This window comes from Corynebacterium occultum (genome assembly GCF_009734425.1).
GTDB lineage: Bacteria > Actinomycetota > Actinomycetes > Mycobacteriales > Mycobacteriaceae > Corynebacterium > Corynebacterium occultum.
Map to the genome: position 1 here is coordinate 933127 of NZ_CP046455.1, position 15656 is coordinate 948782.

Consider the following 15656-nt stretch of genomic DNA (forward strand, 5'->3'; position numbering starts at 1 on the left):
AAGGATCCCTCAATATGTCCCAGAAATTGAAGGCGGCGATCGTTGGTCCGGGTAATATCGGCACCGATCTGCTGATCAAACTGCTCAACAACTCCCACCACATCGAACCGATCTACATGGTCGGTGTCGACCCCGCCTCGGACGGGCTGAAACGCGCCGCCGCGTTGGGACTGACCGTCTCCGCCGAAGGCGTGGACTGGCTGGTCGCCCAGGACCCGAAACCAGACCTGGTGTTCGAGGCGACCTCCGCCGCAGCGCATGCCTCCAACGCCCCGAAGTACCGGGCCGCCGGGATCCGCGCGATTGACCTGACCCCGGCAGCGGTGGGCCCTTACCTGTGCCCCGCGGTCAACCTCGATGCCCTCCAGGCGGTCGACAACGTCAACATGATCACCTGTGGTGGGCAGGCGACCACCCCGATCGTGCATGCCGTGTCCTCGGTCGTCGATGTGGAATACGCCGAGGTGATCTCCTCGATCTCCTCGAAATCCGCCGGCCCCGGTACCCGCGCCAACATCGACGAGTTCATCGACACCACCCAACACGCCCTGGTCGAGTTGGGAGGGGCGAAAAAAGGCAAGGTCGTGCTGGTCCTCAACCCGGTGGAACCCCCGATGCTGATGCGCAACACCGTCTACTGTGCCCTGCCCGCCGCCGCCGGGGAACCCGGTGCCCTCCAGGACCGGATCACCGCCGCCATCGAGGAACGCGTGGCAGAGGTCCAGGCCTATGTGCCCGGTTACCAGCTCACCGCACAGCCGCAGTTTGATCAGGCCCGTGAGGACTGGAACGGGTGGGCGAGGGTGACCATCCTGATTCAGGTTCGTGGGGCCGCGGATTACCTGCCGGAGTATGCCGGCAACCTTGACATCATCACCTCCGCGGCGGTGGCCACCGCCGACAAGTACGCCGAGCTCCTCGCACTCAGCGCTTCCTAGCAGCCGTTTTCAGAAGATAAGGGATACGACAATATTATGAGCACCACAATTCGTCTCAATGACTCCACCCTGCGTGATGGTTCCCATGCGGTGCGCCACCAGTACACCACCGACCAGGTCCGTCGGGTGGTCCGCGCCCTCGATGACGCCCACGTCGAGATGATCGAGGTCACCCACGGTGACGGGCTGGGGGGATCGACGTTTAACTACGGGTTCTCCCGCACCGATGAACTCGACCTGATCGAAGCAGCCGTCGATGAGGCCCGCCACGCCAAGATCGCCGCGCTGTTGCTGCCCGGGGTGGGGACGATCGCGGATCTCAAGGAAGCCGCCCTGCGGGGGGTGTCGGTGGTGCGGATCGCGACGCATTGTTCGGAGGCGGATGTTGCCATCCAGCATTTTCAGGCCGCCCGGGAGATGGGGTTGGAGACCGGTGGGTTTTTGATGCTCTCGCATCGCCTGGCCCCGGCCGAGTTGGCGGCCCAGGCCAGGATCATGGTGGATGCGGGGTGTGAGTGTGTGTTCGTGGTCGATTCCGCGGGGCATCTGATCATGGAGCAGGCCGCGGATCGGGTCCGTGCGGTCCTGGATGAGGTTGGTGGGGATGCGGAGGTCGGGTTCCATGGGCATCAGAATTTGAGCTTCGGGGTGGCTAATTCCCTGCTCGCGGTGCGGGAGGGTGCCACCCAGGTTGACGGGACCTTGTATGGGTTGGGTGCGGGTGCGGGTAATGCGCCGTTGGAGGTGTTGGCGACGGTGTTTGATCGGTTGGGGATGGATATCGGTGGGGTGGATGTCACCGGGTTGCAAAACGCTGCGGAGGAGGTGTTGCGTCCGATGGTGGAGCGGTTGCCGATGATGGATCGGGGGTCGATCGTGCAGGGACAGATGGGGGTGTACAACTCTTTCCTGTTCCATGCGGAACGGGCCTCGCAGCGGTATGGGGTACCCGCGCAGGATATCCTGCGCGAGATCGGGCGTCGGGGGTATGTCGGTGGGCAGGAAGACATGCTCATCGACGTCGCCGTCGAACTACAGCAGCGTTCCCTCAACATGGTCAGCTGACAGTCTTTCTGAAGTGGAAAGCACCGGAGTTTCCAGTCTCCGGTGCTTTTTCTATTCCTCCTCCAGATCACGGGCAGCGATCGCGAAAGCCTTGGAGGCAGCCGCGGTGATCCGCTTCAGGGTGGGGATGTGATCCTCGGGGTGGAAGTCTGCGGTGGAGCTGGACAGTGACATCGCTGCCACCGGCACCGGACCCCGACCGAAAACCGGTGCAGCCACACAACTCAGGCCGAGGGAGATCTCCTCCCGGTCATAGGCGATGCCCTCCTGACGCACCTGCGTCAGAACCCGATGGAACTCATCGGGATCATCAATGGTGTTCGGCGTCCACTTGGTCAGCCCTTTATTGATGGCCGCCTTAATCAGGTTCTCGTCATAGGCCATGATCGCCTTGCCCACACCGGTGGCGTAACCGGGTACCAGGCCCCCGATCCTCGAGGGAGTGGTGACTCCCCGGGTGGAGAAGAGCTTATTGGCGTAGGAGACATCCGTGCCAATGAGATAACCCAGATGAACCGTGTGGCGGGTGCGCTCAAAGAGCGCGGCCAGGAAGGGGGTGAGAACCTCCGAGACCATGTCGGCCTGGCGGGTGGTCTCTTCCTTGTTCAACTCGGTGAAGAGAGACCCCAGGCGGTAGACCTCCCCGGAACGCTGCACCGCACCATTCTGAACCAGGGCACTGAGCAGGCGGTGTGCCGTCGACTTGGAGAGGCTTGCTCGGCGGGCCAGCTCACTTACACCGACGCCGGCGGTGTCTTCGGTGGTGAAGGCACGGAGAATACTGAAGGCCTTGTCCACGGAACTGCGGGTATCAACCGCTGTCACGACTGCCACAACCTTTCACGGAAACGGTTAAATGTTTCCCAGTCTAAACCGTGCCGTTGTGTGGAACACAATCACATCGCAGCCATGAGGTGAAATACAGTCGAGAACATGACTACCGCGCAGATTCCTGATTACAAGACAGATTCCTTCTTCGGCCTCGAGGACCAGTGGCTCGAGACCGCTCCCGGTGAAATCACCCACTATCACGACCTGGGCGAGGGTGCCCCGATCCTGTTCCTCCACGGCTCGGGTACCGGTGTCACCGCTGCCGCCAACTGGTGGCTGAACCTCCCGGAGCTTTCGGAAGTTGGCCGCTGCATCGCGATCGACTCCATCGGCTACGGACAGACCGTGGTCCCGGAGGGCACCGAGTACGGCATCCGTGAGTGGGTCCGCCACGCCGTGCGTGTCCTGGATGCCCTGGGCATCGAGAAGACCTGGATCGTGGGCAACTCTCTCGGCGGTTGGTTGGCCTTCCAGTTCGCCATCGATTATCCGGAGCGCCTGCTGGGCGTGGTGTCGATGGGAACCGGTGGAGCCAAGCTCACCGGTGCGCTCCAGGGTCACTCCAACCCCACTCTGACCGAGGAAGGCATCCGCGAGACCCTCGAGAAGTTCGTGGTGGACAAGTCGCTGGTCACCGATGAACTGGTCAGCCTGCGCTACCAGTCCGCCCTGAATGACACGGCCTCCGACCGACTCAAGGAGGTTGTGACAGCCCGGGACCGGGATCGCACGGAACTGCCCTTGGATTTCGATGTGCTGGCCAAGCTTGACCTGCCGGTGCTGCTGATCCACGGTGTGCAGGATGTGGTCATCCCGGTGCAGCGCACCTGGGACATCCTCAACATCATCCCCCACGCTGATGCCCACATCTTCAGCCAGTGTGGCCACTGGTCCCAGGTGGAGCGTGCCGAGGAATTCAACCAGGTGATCAAGTCCTGGCTGTCCACCCGGATCTGAACAGCTGGCGCCCCCGTGGCCTATGACGGGGGTGGGAAACCACCGAAAATAAATTGAAAGCACCCCGCCCTCCGCTGCGGAAAAGTATCCTGGGAAACCAGACTTTCTGCAGGTGAGAGGGGGGTGTTTTTCGTTGAAGTGGCGTGAATCAATTCTCATCCGTCTGCCCGGAAAATATCATGCCCGGTGCCGTCCTACCGCTATGAAATAGTGGGATCACCGGCTTTCCCGGATGAGTGGTGGTCGGCCAAGGGGAGAGCTTATGGAGGGGGGTCGACAGCTGGCGCCCACCAACCGGGAAGCGAAACTCCCCCGCCGAAAAGCATCCCGGCGGGGGAGTGGCGTGCGGCAGTCGGTCAGCCGACGGCCTTGAGGGTCTTGTTCTCAGCTGGGGTGACCGGAGCCTTGTTCTTCAGGCTGGCTGCATGGCTCACGGCCTTGATGGCACGGGGCAGATCACCGTTGAGGCAGGCGGCGGCGATGAAACGGTCCGGACGGATCACCACGGAACCGACGCTGGCGTTGTCGAACCACTTCTTCAGGGCACCGGAGTCATCGAGAACCACAAGGGTGCCGGTGGCAGCGCACTGCTCCCGCGCCCATTCGACCTGGTTCGGGGAAACAGCGCAAACCAGCTGCACCCCCTTGGCGTTGATGTCCCTGCGGGATTCCTCGCTGAGCAGGTTGGCCGGATCCATGCCCCAGGACAGGATCGTGAAGCCGGTGCCGATGGCGTCGTCAAGCAGCTTTTCCTCACCTTCGAAGGTGACCCGCGGCTGAATGAACTGGGTGCCCACGGCGGAATCCTTGCGTAGGGCATTGCGCAGCGGGATCAGCTTCGGAATGCGATCCGTGCAGATCTTGCGCTTGGCGGTGCCGGCCGCCAGGGTTTCCTGATCGACGACGACACCCCGACCATAACGCGGCATAGGCTTGAACTTCATGTCTGAGAAGTAGCTCTTGACCTGCGGGGAAAGGTTGGCGGCGCGAGCGATCACATCGCGTCCGAAAGCGATCCTCTTGTCGGTGGGCTTGATCATGTTGCCCATCGCCAGAGAGAGATCGACCATCGCCTTGGCGTGGTCCCGGCGCTCCTGGCTGTAGGTGTCCAGCAGGGTGTCATCGGCCAGACCCTTGAGCACGGTATCCAGTTTCCAGGCCAGGTTGGTGGCATCACGGACACCGGAGTTGAAGCCCTGGCCCATCCACACCGGCATCAGGTGTGCGGCGTCACCGGCGATCATCACATTGCCCTTGCGGAAGTCAGAGGCCACCCGGCCGTGGTGGGTGAACACCCGGCGGCGGATGATGTCCAGCTCGATGCCCTCCGGCAGATGCTCATGCAGCAGGGAGGTGACGAAGGCGTTGTCCTCGACGCGTTCATTCGGCTCATCATCGAAGAGGAGGAACTCGAAGCGGCGCACGCCGTGCGGCAGGCCGATGGAAACATAGGGGCGGTTGGGGTCAGCACCGAGGTAGACATTGGGGATACCCAGCGGATCATTGCGGACATCGATGACCACCCAGCGGGTGGATGGGGAGACACCTTCGAAGTCCACACCCATCCACTTGCGGGTGAAGGAACGGCCTCCCTCGCAGCCGACATGGAAACGGGCGTTGATGGTGGTGCTCTCACCGGTGGGGTTCTCGCCCTCTTCGCCGGTGCAGTGGTTGATCTGGGCGGTGACACCTTCACCGGTGTCCTCCAGGCCGCTCAATTCGGCCCCGAAGATGGTCCGGACGTTGGGGTAACGGGCCAGGCCCTCGAACATGGTCCGGTCCACCAGTGGCTGGAGGAAGCCGAACTTGCGGGGGAAGCCGAACGGCTCGCCCTGCGGGTCATTGGTCATGATGACCTCGCCCTTTCCGTTGACCACACGCATCACGTGGTGGGGGAGGGTGTAGGGGCTGATCTCCTCGATCAGATCCATCGCCTGAATGGTGCGGTAGGACTCATCATCCAGACCCACCCCACGCGGATAGTCGATCAGCTCGGCACGCTTCTCCACAAGAGTGACGTTGACGCCTCGGGCGCCAAGGAGGTTAGCCAGAACCAGGCCGGTGGGGCCGGTGCCGGCGATCAGGACATCAGTTTCAATGACAGCGGACATGTATTTCTTCCTCTACGGGTCGATTGCCGGTGTGATGGGCATAAGTATCATCCACCCGAGTGAGTCGGCGCAGACTTTGTTCCGCTGTGTGGCACGCGACACCAATTTTGGCGGGTTTGAGACACCTTTCGGGGGAAGTAGCGGAACTGCCGGGACAGAAAGAACATTGAAAAGCCACCTCCCCCGGTGTGACATCCCATCTACTGGAATGTCACACCGGGGGAGGTGTGGTCTTCAGTGGTTCGAGGCGGCTATTTCTTCGGCAGCTGCACCGAGTAGGTGCATCCCACCTTCGCCAGCAGGGCATCATCAACCGAGGAGAAAATCTCGGTGTCGGTGACGATGATGGAGCGTCCGGCGCGGACGATACGGGAGACCGCGATGGCGTCGCCTTCATTCCGGTTGGTCAGCACATTGATGGAGGAGGCCACCGCCAGCGGGAACACCCCCTTGGGTACGTTCTGCATGGCCAGCCAGGTGGCGGAAAGATCCGCAAGTCCGAACAATGCTGGGGCGGAGAACATGCCGGCCGGTTGGGAGATGGCCTGCGCCAGTGGCATACCCAGGCGGACCTCCTCCTCAGAGCCGCTGATGGGGTACAGCTGCAGGGTCTCCTTGATATCGCTTACGGATGCGTACATCTCGTCCCAGTCAGCGAGAAAGGTCATGTCAACTCCAGGTCGGTGATGTCGGTGGACTGGGAGGTGACCCAGTCCGGTTCTTGAACCATGAGGGAAACCTCACGGCCGTCGGGCAGCTGGACGTCGAGGGAATAGCTCATTCCGGCATCCTCACAGGTGCGGATGGCATCCAGATCGCCCTCGCCGATGACGACCACCACCCGGCGGCATTCCTCCACCTCACGGAAGGCCTGAGCCAGGGATTCCCGGAGTTCCGCCACCGGGGCGAAGGGAACCTCGAGGTCATGGCGACCATAGGGGTAGGTGTGGCGTACCGGTGTCTTGGAGATGTAGGTATAGCTCATCAGGATCCCACCTTTTCTTCAGCGGCCTCGCGTTCCAGGGTTTCCCGGACCAGTGCCCGGGTTCGGATCTTGTCGATCTTGCCGGCGGTGTTCCGCGGAATTTCCTCGGTGAGGATCAGCTTGCGCGGCAGCTTGTAACGGGCGAGATGGTTATCACAGTGCTCCCGGATCTCTTCCAGGGTGAGCGTGACACCGGGGGAGGGCTGCACCACCGCGACCACACATTCCCCCCACTGCTCATTGGGGGTGCCCACCACCGCACTGCTGAGGATATGGTCATGGCCGGCGAGGACGCGTTCCACCTCCGCCGGGTACACATTCTCCCCACCGGAGATGATCATGTCCTTGAGGCGATCCACCACAAAGTAGTAGCCGTCCTCATCGATATAACCGATGTCCCCGGAGTGGAACCACCCGGCGGTGTAGGCAGTCTGCGTGGCTTCCGGATTATTCCAGTAGCCAGTGGCCACATTCGGTCCCTTGACCCACATTTCACCGGACTGGTTGGGCTCCCGGATGTCTTCGCCCGTGTCCAGGTTGACCAGCTTGATCTGGGTGTATGGCATCGGGATACCGCAGGACCCCAGCTTTTCCTCCGTCATCCGGGACGGGAGGTAGGTGGCGAAGGGGGAGGTTTCGGTCAGCCCCCAGGCCTGCTGCACCACAAGCCCCTTCTCCAGATAGCGGCGGATCAGCACAGGTGGGACGGGAGCGCCGGCGCAGATGATGGCACGCAGGGTCTCCAGTTTCGCATCCTGGAAATCATCGTGGTTGTACATGGCCTGCAACTGCGCCGGAACCAGGAAGGCGGAACCGATGCCGTACTGCTCAATGTCCGTGAAAATCTTGGCGGGATCGAAATTGCGGTGGACAACCGCGGTATTCCCCCGGTAGAAGGAGCGGATCACGAAGGAGTTGAGGGCACCGACGTGGAAGAGGGGTGCCGCCGCCAGAGTGATGTCACCCGGGCGGGTGTCCACCATGGTGTCCACGTTCATTGAGTTCCACCACAGGTTGCCGAAGGTGAGCTGAACTCCCTTGGGCAGTCCGGTGGTGCCGGAGGTGAAGAGCAGCAGAGCGAGATCGCGCATCACCACTGGGCGGGGCTTGCGGACTCCGGCGGTGTCCCGCCCCTCCAGGTTGGAGGTCTTCGCCCAGTACATGGGGATGTCCCCGTTCGGCAGGGCATAAGGATCATCGTCGATGACGATGACGTGGTGGCGCTCAATACCGTAGATGGTCTTGGCCGTCTCCAGGTGGGAGCCCTCCACGAACACGGTGTGCGGCGTGCCCTGCAGGAAGAGCTGGGAAACTTCCGGCGCGGAGAGCCGGAAATTGAAGGGCATGAAGGTCGCGCCGATCCACCAGGAAGCGAACATGGCGAAGAGGAAGGACTCCGAGTTCATGCCGAGGTAAGCCACCCGGTCACCTGGCTGAACCCCGACCTCATCGAGGTGGCTGGCCCAGAGTCGGACCCGGTCATGGAACTCGCGGTAGGTGTAGCTCCGATCCTCATAGATCATGGCGGTCAGATCGGGCTGATAGCACGCATGATTCTGGATCTGACTGCATGGGCTGATATTGAATTCGCTGGCGTTATGTTCAACTCCGAGGACGATCATAGATCGTCACCTCCTGCAGCTGTGGCGAAACCGCGGGCAGAAATCCCGCCGTCTGCGTTGATGATGGTGCCGGTGATGTTCCCGGCTTCAGATGATGAGGCCAACATGACATAAGGGCCGGTGAAGGACGCCGGATCCATGGAAATGTCATGCAGGGGGATATAAGGGTTGCCCTCCACTGCTCTCCGGGCGAAGGAATCTGCGATCTTCCGGGAGTCGAGACCAGCGGAGGAAGGGCCGCTGAGATTGGTTTTCATGCCACCCACAGCAACCGCGTTGACCCGTACCTTCGGGGCCAGTTCATGGGCGAACTGCAGCATGAGTCCTCGGTCAGCGAACTTGCTGGCGGTGTATATGGGGCCGCCGCCAGCGGCGTAGAAAGAGGAATTGGACAAGGTCATGATGATCGAACCATGGGAAGCCACCAGGTGACGCCAGGTGGCCTCCACCGTCAGCAGATAACCCTTGGTGTTGACGGCCATGACCTCATCGAACATGTCGGAGAGTTCTTCACCGTTCAGGCGGGTCACCGAGCGGTTGTAATCCCAGATGCCCGCATTGGGGATCACGGTGTCCAGGGTGCCGAAGGATGAGATGGTGGCATCAACCGCAGTGTGCAGGGAATGGGTGTCCCGGACATCGGCAGCCAGGGGAAGCACCAGCTCGGAGTCGAGGGAGGCGGCGATTTCACGGGCCCGGTCCAGGTCGATGTCGACGATCGCGACCCTGGAACCTTCCGCGATGAATCGCTCTGCCAGTGCAGCACCCAACCCAGAGCCGGCACCGGTGATCAGAGTGGTGGTGTTCTTGAGCATCATGTCTCCTAGAAAAAGGTGGAGATGTTCTTTGAGGGGAGGACATTGAAGTCCAGGAGGATCCGGCGGTCGAAGACCTTGAAGCCACCCTCGTTCTGCCGCAGGAGATCAGTACGGGTGCCCACGAAGGTGTCCTGCTCATGCTCGAGACGGGTACGCCACACCAGGAAGTTGGAGCGCACCTCCAGCACCTGGTTGCCCTCCTGATCCTCACCATGCCGAGCAGTGATGTTGGTGATCAGGTGACGGGTACGTGAGGGCGGATCCTCAGCCCAGGCCATGCCGGAATCGAAACGGCGGATCCGCCAGGCCAGGGACTCGTGGGTCTCGTCATAGTAGGCGAGTTCCTCCCGGTCGGCGATGGACAGCGCCTGCTGGCGACGCAGCCGGTTGGTGCGGATCGGGGCCCAGTAGGAGAGATCCTCATCGAAACACTCGAGCCAGTCGACGTAGCGGCTGTCATCGAGCAGAGCGGCTTCATCGTGGTAGAAGTTCAGCAGTTCATAGTAGAGCTCGGCATTGACTCTCTCACCGAGCGTGATATCTTCGCGGCGAAGGTAATCAGACATGGCAACTCAATTCAGGGGAATCAGCGGGTCAGCTTTTTAAGCGGGATGGTGGGATCAGCAAGCTTCGCGGGATCGACATCAAGTTCGCGGTCGATGATCCTGCGGGCAGCGCGCACCGCCATGGAATCGTTGTAGGAGGCGGCACCGGCGAGTTTTCCTTCCGGGGTGACCCGGAAAGCCACGGCGGGATGGCCGGCCTCATCAGGTCGGATGACGGTGCTCCCCACTGCGGTCATTGAACCGATGCCCTCGAGGTGGACGCCATAACGGTCGGACCAGAACCAGGAAGCACCCCCCACCGGCGCCGGGGAACCTGTGATGGAAGCCGCGGCGGTCTTAGCCTCCTGCATCGCGGATTCCCAGTGCTCATGGCGACGCTCCAGAGAACCATCCGCGTTGCGACGTCGCGCGCAGTCACCCACCGCCCAGATACCCGGGGCGCTGGTGCGCTGTTCGGCGTCGACAAGCACCCCACCATCGCGTTCCAGACCGGCGGAAGCTGCCAGCGATTCCTCGGGAACGAGACCGATGCACAGCAGCACAGCATCCACCTCGACAGTCTCGTCCTGCCCGTCAATCTCCAGGAGATATTTCTCTCCCTCACGGCGGATGGCAGAGGTCAGACCGTTGATGAAGTGCACCCCATGGGCATCATGCAGATCGTGCAGACGCTGCGCGATCTCCTCACCCACCGCCGGGATCAGGGACACCGGGGCAGGATCCACCAGGATGACCTCAGCCCCGCGTTCCCGGGCCACCGAGGCCACCTCAGCACCGATCAGACCAGCACCGATGATGCCCAGGGTTCTGCCAGCCACGAGGTTTTCACTCAACCGCTGGGCATCCGCCAGGGTGCGCAACACGATCACCGAGTCATCATTGAAACCGGGGGTGTCACCGCGCCGGGCGTGGCCGCCGGTGGCCAGCACCAGGTTGTCATAGGTGTGTTCTTCACCGTTGTCGAGCAGCAAGGTACGGGCTGCTGCATCGATGCGTTCAACCTTGGCCTGCAGCACCTTCACCTGATTTTCCGAATACCAGCTTTCCGGTACGAACTGGATTTCTTCCGGGGCTTTGGTGCCGCTCAGAATCTCCTTGGACAGTGGTGGGCGGTCATAGGGAAGACCGTGCTCGTCAATGATGGTCACGGCACCTTCGTAACCGAGTTTCCTCAGTTCCTGGGCCAGGGTGAAACCACCGATGCCGCCACCGAGGATGGTGGTGGAGGAACTCATGCGTCGGCTTCCTGCGCCGGGGTGCCCGGGTAGAGCCAGATTTCTTCGCCCCGGAGCTCAACCTTGTGGGTGGGGGCATCGACGGTGGCCGGCATACAGAGCACGGAACCGGTCTTGAGGCAGAATTTTGCGGAGTGGATCGGACACTCCACCTCGGTTCCCTCGATCCAGCCATCAGCCAGGGATGCGGTTTCATGGGTGCAGGTGTCGTTGAGTGCGTAGACCTCATCATCCTCGGTGCGGAAGAGGGCGATCGGCTCAGCGAATCCACTGACATCGGATTCGATGACGATGGCCTCCTCCTGTTCGATGTCATCGAGGTCGGCAACCTTGACTGCGGTGGCTTCAGACATGGGGGTGGTCCTTTCGGGGGCTGGGTGGGGGGGGGAATTACTTTTCGTGCCAGGCCGGGGTGCTCATCAGTTCCGCCCAACGGCGGTAGAGGCTGCGTCCGGCGGCATCGGAGTAGAGACCGGAGGTGGTGCCGGGGAAGTCCGGATCCTGGGTTTCGGCGCCGATGCCCATCTGGTAGTTCAACGGGGTGTTGGACACCATGAAGGCACCGGCGTTTGCCTGCGCCTCGGACCAGTTCTCGCCGTCATCCTGCTCGAAGATGCCGGAGGGGCCGAAGGTGCGGAGGTTGTAGAGACGCTGGGCGCGGGCGACGTCCTCGGGCATACCGCGATCCAGGACAGTCCAGGCCCAGACCTCCATCTTGTCTGGGCCCTTGGGGTGCCAGATTCGGATGGAGCCGTTGACCGGGAGGTAGGAGAAGTTGGGGAAGATGGTGGCGTGTCCGTTGGTCATGGGGCCCATGACCTGCTCCGGGGAGAGTCGTTCACGCAGGAAGTCATAGTCGTAGTACTCATGGACCGGCTGAGCATCGAAACGGTTCTTGATGTGAACCGGGAAGCCGGCACCATTGCCATGATCATCGGTGTACTGCTTACCGGTGCGCTCCGCGATATCCTTCTTCGGGCCCTTGCCGGTGGGGGACATGACCATCAGTGCGGAGGCGTGGGACATGTTGACGTGGTACCAGTCGGTGGCGAACTGCTCGGCGGCGAGTTTCCAATTTCCCTCCAGCACCCACTTGGTGACACCGCCGACGGTGTAGGTGCCTTCGGGATCGCGGTCGAGGAAGGCATCCATGTACCACTTCATCTCGCCCAGGGCATCGGTGAGCGGCTCAGCGTTCTCATCCCAGTTCGCGAAGATGAGACCCTTGTAGGATTCGACGCGGGGGACGGCGATCAGGCTCCAGTCCTCGGTCTTGAAGTCCTCCGTGTAGTTGTCCGCACCTGGAAGACTGATCAGCTTGCCGTCAAGATCATAGGCCCACCCGTGGTAGGTGCAGGTGAAATTCTTGGTGCGGCCCAGGTCTGCACGGCAGACTCGCGCACCACGGTGGCGGCAGTTGTTGAGCAGAACGCGGACTTCCTTCTGCTTGTTCATGGTGGCGATAACCGGGTCTTCACCCATGTAGGTCTGGAAGAAGTCACCGGGCTTCTCGAACTGGGATTCGTGGGCGATGAACAGCCAGCTGCGGGCGAAGATGCGTCTCATCTCCTGCTGGTAGATCTGCTGGTCAGAGAAGATTCGCCGATCAATCTGGCCGCCGTCCGAATCGACCATGCCGCTGACATCCAGGTTGGTGTCAAGGCCTTCCGGCCGATTGAGACCATCCTTGGGAAGCTGGACGTTGGGACTACACACGTTGTTCTCCAGTTTGTTGGTGATGGGTAAGCATGTCCATGACATTGGAGTGGGGTATGTGGGTCACCTTGTCGGGCCACCCGGAATGTGCCGCCACTCACAGTTTGTGTCTGGTTGGGACTTAACCAGCGAAGCCCCTGAAAGTCCTCTCGTGTTCCACATGCCGGAACGCTCCGCTCTTTCCCTGTCAGAAAAGGGCAGTGTGAGTGGTGCAGAACACATTTTCAAGAGAGGTGTCCCCCGTGACGGAGCTGCAGCAGAAAATCATGACAGAGAAGTTATCCCTGGAAGTGCGGAATGGCACCGGTGTGATCACCCTGGATCGGCCGAAGGCACTCAATGCGATCGATCAAGAGATGGTCGATGAGATCGGCCCGGTGTTGCGCGCCTGGGAGAGTGATCCAGCGGTGGAACAGGTGCTGATCCGTTCCACCAGCTCCAAGGCCTTCTGCGCCGGCGGGGACATCCGCTACGGCTACAGCCACATGGCGGCGGGGAACACGGAACAGGCAGAGCACTTCTTCGCCTCCTCCTATGATCTGCACGCACAGGTGGCGGCTTTCCCCAAGCCCTATGTGGCGACCATTGACGGCATCGCCATGGGAGGTGGGCTCGGGATCTCTGCCCACGGTTCTTTCCGAGTGGTCACGGAGCGGGCCAGTGCCTCCATGCCGGAGATCTACATCGCTTTCGTGCCGGATGTGGGAATGTCCTATGAGATGCAACGGATGGAGGGCACCAAGGGTTATGCCTCGGCGAGCCTGGCCACCTTCATCGGCACCACCGCGCTACGCCTGAGTGCCGCGGACATGCTCTGGTCCGGGGTGGGCACCCACTTCGTGCCCTCAGCGGAACTGGCGGACTTCGAGGCTGCGGTCATTACGGGATCCATCGAGGAAGCCCTGGAGCGGTTCTCCGGCACCCTGGACCAGCCTTCCCGGATCGCAGGTTTTGAAACTGGGATTGAGGAATGCTTCAGCGGCGGAGAGTGGGCGGAGATCGCTGATCGCCTGGCGGCCTCCCCGGACACGGAGCTGCAGCAGCTGGTGCTTGCCCAACAGGAGCGGGCCAATCCGGCGTCGATCGTGGCAGCGGTGGAACTCTACCGGGCGCAGCCGAGCTCAGCTCGTGAGGCGCTGGACAATGAGGCGGCCGTCGGCAAGCTGCTGCGGCAGGACCCCAACTTCTTCGAGGGCATCCGCACCGTGCTCATCGACAAGGGGGATACCCCGAGGTTTTCCCCGGCCCGGACGGTCGAGGTCGACCCGGCTCCCTATCGTTCGGCACTCGCCCCGGACTGAGCTTTTCGACGGCCCGTTCAGAGGTGCTTTGCAGCCTCCCGGCGGCTCAGCGCCGAAAGTTTCTCCTCCTGCTCAAGGAGGAAGGTACGCACCCATTCCGGATTACTTCGGGCGTACTCCCTGAGTGCCCAGCCGATGGCCTTGTTGATGAAGAATTCCTTCGATCCGGTGTTGCGGAGGATGATCTCACTCAGCAGGGCGGGGTCGGTGTCCGCCTTGAATCCCAGCTGATGCAGGATCGCCACGCGGCGCACCCAGAAGTTAGGGTCCTGGGCCCACTCCTCCATGTCCGCCGCGGTGGCGGCCCGCCCGATGGTCTTGACCAGGGCATCAACGGTGTCCCACCAGGATTTGTTCTCCACCAGGAATTTCAGCTGTGGCAGATCCTCCCAGGTCACCGGAACCTGGGAGAGATGATCGCAGGCGACGTATTGGAACTCCCGTTCCTCGGCGGCCCAGCAGGCCGCGATGAATCTCCAGTCAGGTGCTTGACGACGCCCCCGCAGCAGCTCCCGGCTGGCTTTCCGTCGATCCGGGGTGCTCACCCCGAGGAAGGAAAATTGATCCCGCATATAGGCCTTCATGCCTGGGGCGCGCTCTGGGTCCGCGACATCGACAAGCGCGCGAAGCAGCAGGTCAAAAGGGGAGGAGGGGGTCATGCCCTTGAGCGTAACCCCTCCTTATCTGGTTCGGGGCCTTAGACGGCGGTGTAACCACCGTCGACCAGATGGTAGGAACCGGTGATGAAGGATGCTTCCTCGGAGAGCAGGAAGCGCACCAGGGAGGCCACCTCCTGGGACTCACCCAGACGGCCGAAGGCATGCTTGGCGGCCAGTGCGTCGTAGTGTTCCTTGGGCAGGTTCTCCAACAACGGGGTGTTGATGTAGGCCGGTCCGACGGCGTTGACCCGGATGCCCTTGTCGCCGTACTCGGCGGCGGCATTCTTGGTCAGGCCGACCACGCCGTGCTTCGCCGCGGTGTAGGCGGAGTTACCCGGTGCAGCGACGGTCCCGTGGATGGATGCCATGTTCACGATCGCACACTTGCCGGCATCATCCTGCTTGAGGAACTGCTCGATCTGGTAGCGGTTGCCATAGGCCACACCGCTGAGGTTGATGGCGATGACACGGTCCCAGTCATCGAGGTCCATCTCGCCGACCTTGTTGGACTTGCCGCCGATGCCGGCGTTGTTGACCGCCAGGTGCAGGGCACCGAAACGTTCCACGGCGAACTTCACGGCGGCCTTATTGTCCTCGCGGGAGGCGGAGTCCATCTTGAAGGGGGCTGCCTCGCCACTGGTCTCCTGAATTTCCGCGACGACGCGTTCGGTGCCCTCGAAGTTGATGTCGGTGGCGATGACCTTGGCCCCGCGGGCGGCCAGATCCTTGGCGATGGCCTCGCCGAGGCCGGAAGCGGCGCCGGTGACCAGTGCAACCTTGCCGGTGAATGAGCTCATGAAAACGTTCCTTCCACCACGTTGCCGTGGGTGTTGTCACATCCCCGCTCAGCAC

At 61.9% G+C, this 15656-nt stretch carries 16 protein-coding genes; 4 read left to right on the plus strand and 12 right to left on the minus strand.

What is annotated here, in order from left to right; genetic code table 11:
* Positions 1–14 precede the first annotated feature (14 nt).
* A complete protein-coding gene (locus tag COCCU_RS04390; RefSeq protein WP_156230403.1) occupies positions 15–938 on the plus strand; it encodes an acetaldehyde dehydrogenase (acetylating) in 924 nt (307 codons plus the stop codon).
* 36 nt (positions 939–974) lie between these two features.
* Positions 975–2003, plus strand: a complete 1029-nt coding sequence (gene dmpG / locus COCCU_RS04395) for a 4-hydroxy-2-oxovalerate aldolase (RefSeq protein WP_156230404.1) — start codon at positions 975–977, stop codon at positions 2001–2003.
* A gap of 51 nt (positions 2004–2054) precedes the next feature.
* On the opposite strand, the gene COCCU_RS04400 is transcribed toward dmpG, so the two are convergent.
* Positions 2055–2828, minus strand: a complete 774-nt coding sequence (locus COCCU_RS04400) for an IclR family transcriptional regulator (RefSeq protein WP_231598859.1) — start codon at positions 2826–2828, stop codon at positions 2055–2057.
* A 108-nt stretch (positions 2829–2936) separates the two neighbouring features.
* Between COCCU_RS04400 and COCCU_RS04405 the strand changes: the two genes are divergently transcribed.
* Positions 2937–3791: an alpha/beta fold hydrolase gene (locus tag COCCU_RS04405; RefSeq protein ID WP_156230405.1), complete on the plus strand. Its 855-nt coding sequence runs from the start codon at positions 2937–2939 to the stop codon at positions 3789–3791.
* 356 nt (positions 3792–4147) lie between these two features.
* Here COCCU_RS04405 and mhpA read toward each other — a convergent pair whose 3' ends face one another.
* The 9 genes from mhpA to COCCU_RS04450 form a co-directional block, all read right to left on the minus strand.
* Positions 4148–5902: a bifunctional 3-(3-hydroxy-phenyl)propionate/3-hydroxycinnamic acid hydroxylase MhpA gene (mhpA, locus tag COCCU_RS04410; RefSeq protein WP_156230406.1), complete on the minus strand. Its 1755-nt coding sequence runs from the start codon at positions 5900–5902 to the stop codon at positions 4148–4150.
* A gap of 251 nt (positions 5903–6153) precedes the next feature.
* Positions 6154–6570: a PaaI family thioesterase gene (locus COCCU_RS04415; protein WP_156230407.1), complete on the minus strand. Its 417-nt coding sequence runs from the start codon at positions 6568–6570 to the stop codon at positions 6154–6156.
* The gene (locus tag COCCU_RS04420) at positions 6567–6887 is read right to left on the minus strand and encodes a hypothetical protein (protein WP_156230408.1); all 321 of its coding nucleotides are present in this window, start codon (positions 6885–6887) and stop codon (positions 6567–6569) included. The genes COCCU_RS04415 and COCCU_RS04420 overlap by 4 nt, the downstream gene beginning before the upstream one ends.
* A complete protein-coding gene (locus COCCU_RS04425; protein WP_156230409.1) occupies positions 6887–8509 on the minus strand; it encodes an acyl-CoA synthetase in 1623 nt (540 codons plus the stop codon). Before COCCU_RS04425 ends, COCCU_RS04420 begins: the two co-directional genes overlap by 1 nt.
* Positions 8506–9324 (minus strand): SDR family NAD(P)-dependent oxidoreductase, encoded by an 819-nt coding sequence (locus COCCU_RS04430; RefSeq protein WP_156232572.1) that lies wholly within the window; start codon positions 9322–9324, stop codon positions 8506–8508. The genes COCCU_RS04425 and COCCU_RS04430 overlap by 4 nt, the downstream gene beginning before the upstream one ends.
* An 8-nt stretch (positions 9325–9332) precedes the next feature.
* Positions 9333–9893 (minus strand): aromatic-ring-hydroxylating dioxygenase subunit beta, encoded by a 561-nt coding sequence (locus COCCU_RS04435; RefSeq protein WP_156230410.1) that lies wholly within the window; start codon positions 9891–9893, stop codon positions 9333–9335.
* A gap of 20 nt (positions 9894–9913) precedes the next feature.
* Complete coding sequence (locus tag COCCU_RS04440) at positions 9914–11128, minus strand: NAD(P)/FAD-dependent oxidoreductase (RefSeq protein WP_156230411.1); 1215 nt, start codon at positions 11126–11128, stop codon at positions 9914–9916.
* Positions 11125–11481, minus strand: coding sequence for a non-heme iron oxygenase ferredoxin subunit (locus tag COCCU_RS04445; protein WP_156230412.1), 357 nt, complete (start codon positions 11479–11481; stop codon positions 11125–11127). The genes COCCU_RS04440 and COCCU_RS04445 overlap by 4 nt, the downstream gene beginning before the upstream one ends.
* Before the next feature lie 37 nt (positions 11482–11518).
* Positions 11519–12844 (minus strand): aromatic ring-hydroxylating oxygenase subunit alpha, encoded by a 1326-nt coding sequence (locus COCCU_RS04450; protein WP_231598860.1) that lies wholly within the window; start codon positions 12842–12844, stop codon positions 11519–11521.
* A 266-nt stretch (positions 12845–13110) separates the two neighbouring features.
* On the opposite strand from COCCU_RS04450, the gene COCCU_RS04455 reads away from it, so the two are divergent.
* The gene (locus tag COCCU_RS04455; protein ID WP_156230414.1) at positions 13111–14145 is read left to right on the plus strand and encodes a 3-hydroxyisobutyryl-CoA hydrolase; all 1035 of its coding nucleotides are present in this window, start codon (positions 13111–13113) and stop codon (positions 14143–14145) included.
* Between the two features lie 17 nt (positions 14146–14162).
* On the opposite strand, the gene COCCU_RS04460 is transcribed toward COCCU_RS04455, so the two are convergent.
* Together COCCU_RS04460 and COCCU_RS04465 are read right to left on the minus strand one after the other, a co-directional pair.
* The gene (locus tag COCCU_RS04460) at positions 14163–14804 is read right to left on the minus strand and encodes a DNA alkylation repair protein (RefSeq protein WP_156230415.1); all 642 of its coding nucleotides are present in this window, start codon (positions 14802–14804) and stop codon (positions 14163–14165) included.
* 38 nt (positions 14805–14842) lie between these two features.
* Positions 14843–15601: an SDR family NAD(P)-dependent oxidoreductase gene (locus COCCU_RS04465; protein WP_156230416.1), complete on the minus strand. Its 759-nt coding sequence runs from the start codon at positions 15599–15601 to the stop codon at positions 14843–14845.
* Positions 15602–15656 lie beyond the last annotated feature (55 nt).

Excerpts from the sequence above, each read along its gene's own strand:
- COCCU_RS04390 (WP_156230403.1), top strand. The coding sequence starts at position 15 with ATGTCCCAGAAATTGAAGGCGGCGATCGTTGGTCCGGGTAATATCGGC.
- dmpG (WP_156230404.1), top strand. The coding sequence starts at position 975 with ATGAGCACCACAATTCGTCTCAATGACTCCACCCTGCGTGATGGTTCC.
- COCCU_RS04405 (WP_156230405.1), top strand. The coding sequence starts at position 2,937 with ATGACTACCGCGCAGATTCCTGATTACAAGACAGATTCCTTCTTCGGC.
- mhpA (WP_156230406.1), bottom strand. The coding sequence starts at position 5,902 with ATGTCCGCTGTCATTGAAACTGATGTCCTGATCGCCGGCACCGGCCCC.
- COCCU_RS04415 (WP_156230407.1), bottom strand. The coding sequence starts at position 6,570 with ATGACCTTTCTCGCTGACTGGGACGAGATGTACGCATCCGTAAGCGAT.
- COCCU_RS04420 (WP_156230408.1), bottom strand. The coding sequence starts at position 6,887 with ATGAGCTATACCTACATCTCCAAGACACCGGTACGCCACACCTACCCC.
- COCCU_RS04425 (WP_156230409.1), bottom strand. The coding sequence starts at position 8,509 with ATGATCGTCCTCGGAGTTGAACATAACGCCAGCGAATTCAATATCAGC.
- COCCU_RS04430 (WP_156232572.1), bottom strand. The coding sequence starts at position 9,324 with ATGCTCAAGAACACCACCACTCTGATCACCGGTGCCGGCTCTGGGTTG.
- COCCU_RS04435 (WP_156230410.1), bottom strand. The coding sequence starts at position 9,893 with ATGTCTGATTACCTTCGCCGCGAAGATATCACGCTCGGTGAGAGAGTC.
- COCCU_RS04440 (WP_156230411.1), bottom strand. The coding sequence starts at position 11,128 with ATGAGTTCCTCCACCACCATCCTCGGTGGCGGCATCGGTGGTTTCACC.
- COCCU_RS04445 (WP_156230412.1), bottom strand. The coding sequence starts at position 11,481 with ATGTCTGAAGCCACCGCAGTCAAGGTTGCCGACCTCGATGACATCGAA.
- COCCU_RS04455 (WP_156230414.1), top strand. The coding sequence starts at position 13,111 with ATGACAGAGAAGTTATCCCTGGAAGTGCGGAATGGCACCGGTGTGATC.
- COCCU_RS04460 (WP_156230415.1), bottom strand. The coding sequence starts at position 14,804 with ATGACCCCCTCCTCCCCTTTTGACCTGCTGCTTCGCGCGCTTGTCGAT.
- COCCU_RS04465 (WP_156230416.1), bottom strand. The coding sequence starts at position 15,601 with ATGAGCTCATTCACCGGCAAGGTTGCACTGGTCACCGGCGCCGCTTCC.